The following is a 12,016-nucleotide window of genomic DNA, read 5'->3' on the forward strand; positions in this document are numbered from 1 at the left end:
GCTCGGAGATGTGTATAAGGGACGGGGGGGTGGGTGGGCGCGCTGCGTCGCACCGTGTCCCATGCCGTGCCGAGCCGGCGCAGCTGCGTGGCTGGCAGCGCTTCCTGTAGCCGGGGCAGCACGAGGTCCTCCTCGTCGCGGATGTCCTGCCGTATCAGCGCGAAGACCCGTCGTACCTTCTCCTCACGCTCGGGAGCGCCCGGACTCAGGCGTTCGATGTCGGCGACAAGATCGTTGATCTGCTGGTGTTCCTCCTCGACCCGCAAGGTCAACTCGTGCCCGTCCGCGACCGTGCGCCGGACGGCGGGCCACAGCACGGTCTCCTCGGCGAAGGCATGACTGAAGACCAGCTGGACGGTCTCCTGCAGGACCCGTTCACGGTCCTCGCCGTCCGCCAGGGTCGAATAGCGGTCCATCAACCTGTCCATCTCGGCATGATCACGGCGCTGCCGGGCCAGCACGCTGCTCGGACCGCCCAGTTGCTCAACCGTCTGCTCTTTGATCGTCTCGGGCATGGATCTCTCCTCTGCTCCACAGACCGGCCGCGACGCCCGTCCGCCCGAGCGGCTGCCGACAGCGTCCCAAAGGCGGGTACCCCGCCGCGGCACGGCCCACCGTTTTTGGTGTTTCACGTGTTGCTCGGCCCGGTCACGGCCCGGCCCGGTCGCCGGGCGCGTTGGCCGCGGTGCGGGCGGCGTCGGCGGCTTCGCCGGCCTCCGTCAGGCGCCGGTCAGCAAGTCGCCTTCTTGTACTGCTGTCAGGGACAGCGTCTTGTAGCCGACCTGCTCGAACAGCACGACGAGGCGGTCCTCCTCCGTGCGCATAACGGTGCCCGCACCCCACTCCGCGTGGCGCACCCGGTCGTTCGTCTCATAGGGCCCGCCATGCCAGGGCGGGGGAGGGGCGTCCCGGTGCCCGGCTCCGGTGGCGGGGTGCTCGTCCTCGCGGTCGCACACGTCGCACCGTCCGCACGGTGCGTCGAGCTGCTCGCCGAAGTAGCCCAGAAGGTACTGGCGGCGGCAGGTGGGCGTCTCGGCGTAGCCGCGCATCATCTCGATGCGGGAGCGGTCGACGCGGCGCCGCCGCTCGAACACCCGTGCCGCTCCTTCCGCGGCCTCGTCCGCCGTGCGGCCGGGCAGAGCCCGGACTGCGCGGCGCCTGCCGTCGACGGTCACCGCTCCCGCCTCTTCCAGCAGGTTCAGCAGATCGCTGGTCTTCCGGCGCGACAGGCCGCAGAGCTGCGCTGTCCGGCTACGGCTCTGCGGGGCGTCCTGGCCGAGCAGCGTGGTCATGATCCGGCGCAGTGCGTCGGCGTCCAGGGACCGGGCGGTGAGGAACTTCTGCAGTCCCAGGTCCTCGGGGCGGTAGAACAGCACCGCCTCTGCCGGCTCCCCGTCCCGGCCGGCGCGTCCGATCTCCTGGTAGTAGGAATCCAGCGACTCCGGGACGGACGCGTGGGCGACGAACCGTACGTCCGCCTTGTCGATGCCCATCCCGAACGCGGAAGTGGCCACCACCACGGCGGGAGCGCCGGCCATGAAGCCGTCGTGGATCCGGCGCCGCTCCGCTGCCTTCATCCCCGCGTGGTACGCCTCGGCGTCCACGCCGTCTTGCCGCAGTCGCCCCGCGTACGTCTCGGCGTCCTTGCGGGTGGCGGTGTAGAGGATGCCCGGGGCGCACGCCTGGGCAGTCCAGCGTGCGACGGTCTCGCGTTTGGTGGGGTCGTCGGTGAAGGTGCGCACCGTCAGGTGGATGGTGGGCCGGTCGGTCCCGGTCGTCACGACGTGGGCCTCGCGCATGTGCAGGTACTCGACGATGTCGTCCCTGACCGGGGTCGCGGCCGTCGCCGTCAGAGCGAGTACCGGTGGGCGGCCCAGCCGTTCGGCGGCCTCGGCCAGGTTCAGGTAGTCGGGGCGGAAGTCGTGTCCCCAGGCGGAGACGCAGTGGGCCTCGTCCACGACGAACAGCGAGGGGCCCAGTCCCCGCAGCTGTTCCACGACACTTTCTTTGGTCAGCTGCTCGGGGGACAGGAACAGGTATTCGGCCTCACCGTTCCGGATCGCCCGCCAGCCCTTCTCGGTGGCCGACGCCGGCTGTGCGGAGTTCACGGCCACGGCGTCCGGTGCCGCGCTCTCCCGCAGGCCGGCGACCTGGTCGCGCTGCAGGGCGATCAGCGGCGACACCACGACCGCGGGACCACCGAGCATGACGGTCGGCACCTGGTAGATCGCCGACTTGCCGGAACCGGCCGGCATCACGACCAGCACGTCGCGGCCCTCAAGGAGTGCCTCCATCGCCTCCGTCTGCTCGGCGGCCAGGTCGCTCCACCCGAACCGTTCCCGGGCGACGCGGCGCAGCTCGGCGGTCCGCTCGTGCAGGCTCATCGTGACGCCCCCTTCACGGCCCGGCCCGGGTACCCCCTGTGGCCGACCGCGATGCGGAGCGGCGCGCGGCAGCCGTGCACCGTCAAGATCCCGGCTGCTCAGTCTGGGTGATCACCTGCGCCGTTCGGCCCCGCGCGGTCGTGACCGCCTGTCACCAGGGAGAACCTGGACGAAGCCCAGGTGCCCGCTGTCCGCGGGCCGACGCCGCTTCGGGATCGCACCCCAAGGGAGAATCTCTTGACCGACGCCATGCCCCACCTCGACGACACCGGCGAGAACGACGACGTCGTGGCACTGCTGATGCAGCAGCACAACCACATCCGTGATCTCTTCGCCGAGGTCGAGAACGCCACCGCCGACGACCGGGGGGAGGCGTTCCGCAGACTCGTCCGCCTGCTGGCGGTCCACGAGACCGCCGAGGAGGAAGTGGTCCACCCGGCAGCCCGCCGTCTGCTGCAGGACGGTGAGCAGGTGGTCGACGACCGTCTGGAGGAGGAGCGGGCCGCGAAGGAGAAGCTGAGCCGACTCGATGACATGGACCCCGACGACCCCGGGTTCATGTCCGCGTTGCGCGAACTGCGCGCGGACGTGCTCCAGCACGCGGCCTCGGAGGAACAATACGAGTTCCCCGGGCTGCGCGAAAAGGCCGGAGCACAACAGCTCGCCCTGATGGCCACGGCTGTCCGTGCCGCCGAGGCCATGGCGCCCACCCGCCCGCATCCGGGAGTCGAGACAGCGGCGGAGAACATCGCAGTCGGACCCGTGGCAGCCGTGATCGACCGGACTCGTGACGCCCTCCGCAAGGCGATGGGCAAGGACAGCTGATCAGCTCGGAACAGAGTGGCCCACACCGGCCCGCGCCTGAGCAGCTCAGCGTCGCGCTCGTCCCCGACACGGACGACGGCCGGCGGATCGGCATGACGTGAGCATTGGATGTCGGGGAGATTGCACACCTGAGTCGGGGTACTCGCCGCGCACCGCGACGCGCTACGAGAGAGAGGGCCGACCATGACCCCGCGCACTCGTGTTCCCTTCCGCACGGGCCTGATCGCCCGGGGCGCTGCTCACCCGTCGTACCTGATCATCCGAGGATGTGATTGTCCATGACGCTCCGGAAATCACTGTGGGCAGCCGCCGCGGGGCTCACCGCGGGCGCTGTCGTCGCCCTACGGCGCTCGATGGCACGTCCGGCGGACCCGGCCGCCGCGGACCGCTGGCTCACGGTGACGATCAACCGTTCACCTGCCGACATCCAGGCCGACAAGCTGCCGACGCCGCTGCAGGAGTACGGCGACCGGATCGAGACGCGGATCCGCCCCGCACCCGGCGACCGGGGCACCGAAGTGGCAGTGCGCCTGAAGGACGTGCCGTCGGATGCCTCGTCCGTGCCCGCACGGCTCACGGGCCAGGATCCGCGTCAGGATCTGCGCCGTTCCCTGCGTGAAGCGAAGGCGCTGCTGGAAGCGGGCGAGGTCCTGCTGCCGGACACACCGCCCACCACCCACGACAAACCCGGCGGGAAGCTCGTGGGGCTGCTGAGCCGCCGCGCGGGCGGGGAGGGAGTGCTGTGAAGGCGCTGTGCTGGGAAGGCGTCAACAAGCTCGCCGTGGAACAGGTGCCGGATCCCGTCCTGCGCAACGACCAGGACGTGATCGTACGGCTCATCGCGGGCACCACCTGCGGCTCCGACCTCCACCTCATCGGCGGATACATCCCCTTCATGCGGTCCGGGGACGTCATCGGTCACGAGTTCCTGGGGGAGGTCGTAGAGGTCGGCGCCGGGGTACGCCGGCACAAGGTCGGGGACAGGGTGGTGGTCTGCTCGTTCGTCGGCTGCGGGCGCTGCTGGTACTGCACGCACGACCTGTGGTCGCTGTGCGACAACACCAACACCAACCCCGGCATCGGGCAGGCTCTCTTCGGCGCCGACACCGGCGGCATCTTCGGCTACTCGCACGCCATGGGCGGACTGCGCGGCAGTCACGCCGAGTACGTACGCGTGCCCTTCGCCGACTACGGCGCCTTCCCTGTGCCGGAGGGCGTCGACGACACCAGCGCCCTGTTCGTGTCCGACTCGGTGCCCACCGGATGGATGGGCGCCGACCTGGCAGGGGTGAAACCCGGCGACGTCGTCGCCGTATGGGGCTGCGGGGCGGTCGGCCAGATGGCGGCGCGCGCTGCCATCCTGCTGGGCGCGGAACGCGTGATCTCCATCGACCGGATCCCCGAACGCCTGGAGATGACCGAGCGGCACATCGGCAGCGAGGTCATCGACTACACGACCACCGACGTCGGCGCGGAACTGCGCGAGCGCACCGGCGGCCGCGGCCCCGACGTGTGCATCGAGGCGGTCGGTATGGAGGCCCACAGCGACAGCCCCGTCCACCTCTACGACCAGGCCAAGCAGCAGCTCCGGTTCCAGACGGACCGGCCCACCGCCGTGCGGCAGGCCATCCACGCCTGCCGTAAGGGCGGGACGGTCTTCGTCCTCGGCGTCTTCGCCGGCGCGGTCGACAAGTTCCCCATGGGCGCGGTGATCAACAAGGGCCTGACCGTACGGGGCGCCCAGCAACACGGCCAGCGCTACATCCCGATGCTGCTGGACCGGCTGGCGGCCGGAGAGCTGAGCACGGCCCACCTGGCGACCCATACCGTGCCCCTGGACGAGGCCCCGCGGGCCTACGACATGTTCAAGGAGAAGAACGACGGCTGCGTCCGCGCGGTGATCCGGCCGGGCGGCTGACCGCGGCCCACCGCAGGCGGCCCCTGTCCCGTCCGCGCAGGTGGGGATCCGGCCACTAGAGCACGACGCCACGCCGCCGCCCCCGGTTCGGCGGCCGGGGGCTCCAACTGCTGGATGGACCACCTGGAGCGTGAGCCCAGGGCCGGCGGTGATCGACGAGGCCCGCAAGGGGTGCGGGTGCTGGGGAATCCGGCGCATCTGCTGACGGTGCAGGTGCCGATCGGCAGCTGGTTGTCGACAGCGGTACTGGACCTGTACCCGGCTCCTCCCGTGAGGCCGTCCTGCTGGTCCGCGTCGCTCTGGCCTCCGCCACCTCCGACGCCGAGCAATGTTGCGCCCGGACGCCCCATGCTTCGATCGCTCGGTGGGGGCCCAGAGACTCACTTCTGACGCCGGCCCGTTGCAGCCCTGTCTCGTGACGCGGCTGCTGTCGCGTTCGGCGCATTACCGGCTGGGACCCCCTGGAGACTGGTCTCGTACCCCCCTTGGCGATCTGGAGTCGGCCGACTAGCACGCCGTCGCAGCCGGTCGTCCGCAGCGCGTGCACCGCAGTCCGTTGTGCGCTTGCCGACAGGTCCGGTGCACGGTGGATGGCATGGGCGACAAGACAGCCCTTTACCTCATCGGCCGGGCGTTCCTCCCGGTTGCCCAGGACACCGCGCCTGCCGGTCAGTGACGCTGGTCGAGTTCTCCTGCTCGGGTGGTACAGGCCGAAGGCGGGCGGCGGGCCCTTCAGATCAGCCGTCCTTGCGGCCGGAGCGGGAGCCCCGGTAGGCGGCGCGGCGGGTCGAGGCCAGGGCACCGCCGGGGGTGAATCCGGGCGCGCTGTACGTGTAGATGTCGAAGTCCAGGCTCTCGTGCTGCCGCAGAGGCAAGGGGGTGCGGACCGTAAGTACGGCGAACGCACGCCAGGACCGGTCGGAGGTTTCGGCGCACAGGTCGAACATGAGCGGTCCAGCGGCCAGGGCCCGCGTCAGACTCACCGGGTCGCCGTGCACCGGTGCCTGCCCGGAACGCCGTGGAAAAGCGGTCAGAATGCAATGGCGGCCGCTCACCCGGTAGGGAAGCAGGCTGGAGTACGGACCACCCAGTGCGTCGGCGCGCGGCATTGGCAGATGCCTGGTGAACCTGCCTCGCCCGCTGCTGGTGAGGAGCAGGTCCAGAGGGCGGTCGGTACCGTCTGCGTGCTGCACTCGCACGGCGAGCCCGAGCCCGTCGGGCAGCCGCCGGGGCAGGCCCGCCGCTCGTGAGAGGCGGACCATGGCGGTGTACCGTCCGGGCGCGTCCAGCCACGGCACATCCCAGGGCGCGCCCCCGTCGTTGACGACCTCCAGATCGGCCGTGCACGTCAGCCCGCGTGGGTGCAGGGCAGGAGCCGCACGCAGCGCGGCCAGGCGACGGAAACCGGCTTCAACAGTGGCGCCCGGCCATGATCCCGGCAGCTTGCGGCTCCTCTCCCTGTCCTCGTCTTCCGCGTTCTCGTCCCGTCCGCGAAGAGGTCGTCCCGGATGGCATGTCCGGAGGGCGGGGAGTTTCGGCGCGTTGCTCACGGTCGGCCTTCCTGTCGGTGGTCGGTGTGTGCGGCGGCCGTGCCCTGCGGGTGCCCTGTGTCGCTTGAGGGCGAGGCGCTGCTCGGAATGGTCGGGCACCCGGTGCAGCAGCCCGTCGTCCGCTCGCTGTCCGCGAAGCAAGCCTTCGTCGATCATCCGGTTGCCCGAAAGGAGTTCGGTCCTTTAGTTCGTCAGTCCCGGGCTTTTCCGGTGCTCCCACCGGGGGTGGGGCGCAGCCAGGCGGCGATCCATCCCGTCTGCATCGCGGCGTCCAGGAGATAGGTGGGCCTTATCCGCCCCTTGGGGACGTAGACCAGATCGATGGCCAGCAAGGTGAGGGCGGTGCCCAGGCCGATACGGCGGGCTTGAGGACGTCCTTGCGGGTCCGCAGCCGCCGCGAGTTGCGCGAGTCCGGCGGAGAGCAGCAGCCCACCCGTCGTCCTCTGGAGCCAGTCGTCGGCCTTGGGTCCGAAGACCCACTCGAAGCTGCGCAGATGCAGCAGGGGCCACAGTCCACCCACGACGTTGAAGGCGCCGTGCGCGACCGTGACCGTGTCCGCGAGCTCCGCTGCTCTCGTCCTGCTCAAGGGCCCCTCCTCCGTAGGCCGGCTGAGTACCCGGGCCGGGCGTCCTCACTCCGGGGCGAGTTCCGAAGCGCACGGGTGGTTCGACCGGTGCCATCGCACGGAGGCCGCCGCCCTCGAATACTGCCGACATCGCGCGGAGCGGGCCCAGTCACGGGTGCCGCACAATCCCTGCGGTCACCGCCCGGCACTGCCACCCCGTCCGCAGTTCGGGCGCTGCAATGCCGGTCCACGGGGCGCCGTCGAAGTCGGCGGGCCGACCGCCCTTGATGCCGCGTCGTTCGCGGTGATAGCGCACCTCAGTCCCGGCGGCCCCATTGGCTGGGGGCGAATTTGCGCGGGTCGAGTCGTCGGCGAAGTGCCGTCGCCAGTCTCACCGGAGCCACCCGCAGCACCAGTGTCTGCTCGGCTCCAAGCGGGAGTGGCCTGGCGTAGTAGGGGCGGCCCAGCCGGGACGGGCGGAACCAGTGGGTGCCGGTCGGTCCGTCCAGGTGCGGGACGACGGCCGTCTCCTTCGTCTCGTTCGCGTGGAGGGTGATCGTCCAGCGGCCTGGCGGCAGGGGACGGACCGGTAGCCGGGCGGTGAAGCCGGTGCTGTCTCCTTCCGCTGTACGGTGCACGGGCACCTCGTACACCGAGCCGGATGCGTCTTTCGCGCGCAGGGTGATGGCTCCGCGGTGACGCGTGGCTTGGCCGGTCAGGCACCCACGGACGATCAGGTTGCCGCGTGCGGACGCGTCCCAGACGGTCCTGGTGACATGGCACGTCTGAGTGAACTGGTTCGGGTCCGGCCGAACGTCCAGGGACAAGGTGCCGTCCGGGCTGAAGAAGGGCCGTACGACGGGGTGCCGGTACCGCGATCTGCCGGCCACGGCTCTGTGAGCCGGGGTCGTCCTCGCGCCGTGCGCATCCCCAGATGACTGCCGGAGTTTCACGGTCCGGCTGACTCCCTGCGCGCGTACGTCCAGGAAGAACTCCCAGACACCTGGATCCAACGGGTCGCCTCCGGCCACCGTGGCCAGGTCGACGGCGACGGAGAAGCCGGCCTTGTCATAGCTGCCCTCGCCGGGCAGGCCCTTGACGGTGCGGACGGTCACGGGCCGGCGGAGGCCGGGGTGCGGGAAGTCGCGAGGGCGCAGGATCAGCTGCGTGCCGGGGTCTTCGGTGGCGACATGCTCGATGTAGGCGTGGCCGGAGAGACGGAGAACACCGCCGTCCCCCTGCCAGGCGGCTTCGGCCGGCTCGGTGTGGACCGGGAGCCGGTCCGTGGCGTCGAAGCAGTCGTCCGGGACGGCCCTGGCAGGGTCCCGGAAAAAGGGGTGGCACCAGTAGACGCGGCCCTTGTCGACCAGATATCCGCGCCCGGCGTCCTCCTTCGCGTGCCGGGCCACGGTCATCAGATCGTCGTACCGGTCGGTGCGCAGGAGGTGGATCAGCAGGCGGTCGGGTGGGGGGATCAGCTGGAAGACGCCCTCCGTCACATAGGACAGGGCCCAGCGCCGGAACTCCGGGTAGAAACGCTCACGCGCCTCCTGTTCGCTTTCCCGTGGAAGCAGGGCGCGAAGGGGGCCGCAGAACTCCCATTCCACATGTCGGCGCATGACGCGGTCCCGCCGTGGGCCGGGTTCGACATAGCGGGTGACGGTCTCGAAACACAGCCGGGTACCGTCCATGCGGTGGGTGAGGCCGGCGGCGGTGCGGGTGAGGTTGTTGCCGTTCTCCCGGTTGCGGCTGTAGTAGCAGTCGTAGTCGGCCACTACGGATACACCGTCGGCATTGAGGTAGGCGGCGGCCGTGAAGGGCTTGTCCTCGCAGTTGCGGTACGGCGGAAACCTCAGATTGAGGCGCTCGATGAGCGAGCGGCGGAAAAGCTTCCAACAGCCCAGAGTGCGGTAGGCGTGGGACGAGAAGACATCGGTTCTGGGCTGGTTGTGCTGGAAGACAGCCATGGGAACCGCCCTGCCACCCACCGACACCATCTTGCCGAGTACGACGTCGGTGCCGTTCTCGTCCGCCATCGCGACCATGCGGCGCAGCGCGTCCGGACCCAGGTAGTCGTCGGAGTCGAGGAAGAAGACGTAGTCCCCGCGGGCGATGTCCAGACCGGTGTTGCGGGGAGCTCCGGCTCCTCCGCTGTTGGGCTGGTGCACGACGCGTAGGGCAGGGCAGGTGCGCGCGAGCCTGCCCAGTTCAGGACCGGTGCCGTCGGTTGAGCCGTCGTCGACCGCGATGATCTCGATCTTGTCGAGCCCCAGCGTCTGCTCCATGGCGGACGTCACGCACCTGGTCAGCTCCGGCATGGAGTTGTAGGCGGGGATGATCACGCTGACACGGGGAGGATCCGCAGGGGGCATGGCGACTCCCGGGGCGCTGGGGCTGTGCTCGACACGGTTTCCGCCTGTGCACTGAGAGTCCGGACCGCGCAAGGCTGGGCCGATATCCGACTCGGACGGAACCGGGGAACGCGATCTCCCTCGAACACAGTTGACGAAGCGAGGAACCTCATCAGTGGCCCACCGTAAAGCCGCAGGTTCACAATCTCCCGTCGGCCTTGGCGTTGAAAGGCACAACCCCAGAGGCAGCGACAGGCCCTGCCCAGGTACGAGCGCCGTTGGCAGGCTGAAGGACCGTGCACCGAGCCCTCCGCTGATCGGGTGACACCCGGGGGCCCTGCGCGTGGCCTACTGTGGCGGCGACTGGATCCCGGCCGTTGTACGCGCCCGGCCGACGGCCCGGCCCGTGCACCGTACGACCGGGCCACTGTAGTGATCATGCCCGGCAGGGGTACTTCGTCCGCCGGAGGGAAGGGGGGCACTCGGTGGTGGGACGGGGGCTCTCCCGCCCCGTCGGATGGGATGGCCATGCCGCAGATCACCGACGAAACCACTGACGACGCGCTCGATGTCCACTTCATCGGCAACGCGACCGTGCTGATGCGTTACGGGGAGCTCACGCTGCTCACCGACCCCAATTTCCTGCACCGCGGGCAGTACGCCTACCTCGGATACGGGCTGCTGAGCCGCCGCCTGACAGAGCCGGCTGTCGACATCGGTGACCTTCCGCGCCTCGATGCGGTCGTCCTGTCGCACCTGCACGGGGACCACTGGGACCGTCGGGCCCGCAGGCACCTGGACCACACGGTGCCGATTCTGACCACGCCGCATGCCGCACGCCGTCTCAGGACGCTGCACGGCTTTCACCGCACCGCGGGACTGCGGACCTGGCGGGGACTCACCCTCCAGCGCGGCGGCGTACAGGTCCGGGTCACGGCGCTGCCGGGCCGGCACGCCGGCCGGCGCCTGCTGCGCGGTCTGCTGCCGCCGGTCATGGGCAGCATGCTGGAGTTCGGTCCCGTACGCGGACCGGCTCGCCTGCGACTGTACGTCTCGGGCGACACACTGGTGTACGACGGTCTCGACGAGATCGCCCGGCGTTTCCCGTCCGCCGATCTGGCCGTCCTCCACCTGGGCGGTACCCGCCTCCCCGGCGGCTTTCTGGTGACCATGGACGGCGCACAGGGAGCGGAACTGGCCCGGCGCCTGGACCCCCGCCTGATCCTGCCCGTCCACTACGGCGACTACACGGTGATGCGCTCGCCGCTCGCCGCGTTCCTCGCCGAGGCGGAGGCCGCCGGTCTCGGCGATCGCCTCGTCCCCTGCCGCCACGGACAGCGTGCCCGGCTGACCGCCACCCAGGGGGCCGCGCCGACGGTTTCCTGATCACACGGGCGGGAAATCCAGCAGTGCGCTCTATAGCAAGAGCCCCAGAAGTGCTACCTGCCGGTGGACGAGTGAGCCGCGGTGACGGTCCAGGTGCCGCCGTCGGGGCTGGGCTCTCGGCATCGGCGGCGCGGGACAGACCCTTGTACGCAGCCCTCGCCCGCGGCACCACTGCCACCGCCCGCACCACGACCCTGATCGCGTTCGGCGCTCTGACCACCGCGGCTTTCGCCGCCGTCCCCGGCCCGTACGCGCTGCTCATCGCGGTGTCGGTCGCGGCCGGCATGGTCCGCGGCAACCTCACCCTCCTCCAAGCCACCGCGATCCCCGATCGCTGGGGCACCACCCACTACGGCCGCCTCTCCGGCCTCCTCGCAGCACCAGCCCACACAGCAGCAGCACTCGCGCCGTCTCGATGGCCGCCGCGCTCATCGCACCGTGGACAGCCATCGGCGCTGTACGCCGCTGATCCCCACGACTCTGACAACAGCCGCGATCACTCCGCAGAGTAACCACGCAGCAACATCAGCGACGTTTGCCAACAAGCGTGCTGATTTGCCAACTGTGCCGCGTGGTCACAGTCGCCGCGCCCGCAGCCCTGCGTGCCCGTCGCTGCCTGTTTTCAGTCTCTAAAGTGCCAGGTCACCGGACATTCCGGGGAGGGTCATCAGTAACTGGCTGTCCGCACGACGCGCCGGTCCCCTGGTGGCGTGGCACCCAGCCCGCCCGGCTGTCTGACGCGGCCGGTTCCCTGTTTGTAAGGAGCAGCTCCCCAGACGGCCGGGCGGCCGCTCGATGGTGCGCTCCAGCTGGTTTGTGCCAGGGCGGAAGCCGAGCATGCCACCGAGGAAGGTGCGTTCCAGGACGGCGCTGGCGATGCCGATGCCGACTTGGGCAGGGCCTTGGCGACGGGGGGTGCCTCTATGTCCTTCGTCAAGCGAGTCGAGGGCTCCTCGGTTCGTAGAAGGTTCCGTCGCGGAGCATGGCGAACAGGACGCTGATGCGGTGGCGGGCGAGGCGGAGGAGGGCCTGGGTG

General features: G+C 70.2%; 9 protein-coding genes and 1 pseudogene. 5 read left to right on the plus strand and 5 right to left on the minus strand.

Going from position 1 to position 12,016, the window contains the following annotated elements; genetic code table 11:
- Together C1J00_RS27580 and C1J00_RS27585 are read right to left on the minus strand one after the other, a co-directional pair.
- On the minus strand, nt 1–515 hold a 515-nt coding region (locus C1J00_RS27580), incomplete at its 3' end, for a hemerythrin domain-containing protein (RefSeq protein ID WP_102911721.1).
- A 204-nt stretch (nt 516–719) separates the two neighbouring features.
- A complete protein-coding gene (locus tag C1J00_RS27585; RefSeq protein WP_102911722.1) occupies nt 720–2,384 on the minus strand; it encodes a RecQ family ATP-dependent DNA helicase in 1,665 nt (554 codons plus the stop codon).
- A gap of 249 nt (nt 2,385–2,633) precedes the next feature.
- On the opposite strand from C1J00_RS27585, the gene C1J00_RS27590 reads away from it, so the two are divergent.
- From C1J00_RS27590 to C1J00_RS27600, 3 genes are all read left to right on the plus strand, one after another.
- A complete protein-coding gene (locus C1J00_RS27590; RefSeq protein ID WP_102911728.1) occupies nt 2,634–3,209 on the plus strand; it encodes a hemerythrin domain-containing protein in 576 nt (191 codons plus the stop codon).
- 278 nt (nt 3,210–3,487) lie between these two features.
- Nucleotides 3,488–3,955: a hypothetical protein gene (locus tag C1J00_RS27595; protein WP_102911723.1), complete on the plus strand. Its 468-nt coding sequence runs from the start codon at nt 3,488–3,490 to the stop codon at nt 3,953–3,955.
- Entirely contained in the window at nt 3,952–5,127 is a 1,176-nt protein-coding gene (locus tag C1J00_RS27600) for a zinc-dependent alcohol dehydrogenase (protein ID WP_102911724.1), read from the plus strand. Before C1J00_RS27595 ends, C1J00_RS27600 begins: the two co-directional genes overlap by 4 nt.
- 737 nt (nt 5,128–5,864) lie before the next feature.
- Here C1J00_RS27600 and C1J00_RS27610 read toward each other — a convergent pair.
- The 3 genes from C1J00_RS27610 to C1J00_RS27620 form a co-directional block, all read right to left on the minus strand.
- A complete protein-coding gene (locus C1J00_RS27610; RefSeq protein WP_146046268.1) occupies nt 5,865–6,677 on the minus strand; it encodes a phosphodiesterase in 813 nt (270 codons plus the stop codon).
- Nucleotides 6,678–6,868: 191 nt separating this feature from the next.
- Entirely contained in the window at nt 6,869–7,264 is a 396-nt protein-coding gene (locus C1J00_RS27615) for a hypothetical protein (RefSeq protein WP_102911726.1), read from the minus strand.
- A gap of 296 nt (nt 7,265–7,560) precedes the next feature.
- Nucleotides 7,561–9,585, minus strand: coding sequence for a glycosyltransferase family 2 protein (locus tag C1J00_RS27620; RefSeq protein ID WP_439333439.1), 2,025 nt, complete (start codon nt 9,583–9,585; stop codon nt 7,561–7,563).
- Between the two features lie 537 nt (nt 9,586–10,122).
- Here C1J00_RS27620 and C1J00_RS27625 point away from each other — a divergent pair.
- Nucleotides 10,123–10,980 carry an MBL fold metallo-hydrolase gene (locus C1J00_RS27625; protein ID WP_102911729.1) on the plus strand — a complete coding sequence of 286 codons (858 nt, stop codon included), beginning with the start codon at nt 10,123–10,125 and terminating at the stop codon, nt 10,978–10,980.
- A 109-nt stretch (nt 10,981–11,089) separates the two neighbouring features.
- Nucleotides 11,090–11,492, plus strand: a pseudogene (locus C1J00_RS27630) (hypothetical protein); the annotation flags it as partial.
- Nucleotides 11,493–12,016: the final 524 nt, after the last annotated feature.

Origin of the sequence: Streptomyces cahuitamycinicus (assembly GCF_002891435.1) — a bacterium.
Taxonomy (GTDB): Bacteria; Actinomycetota; Actinomycetes; order Streptomycetales; family Streptomycetaceae; genus Streptomyces; species Streptomyces cahuitamycinicus.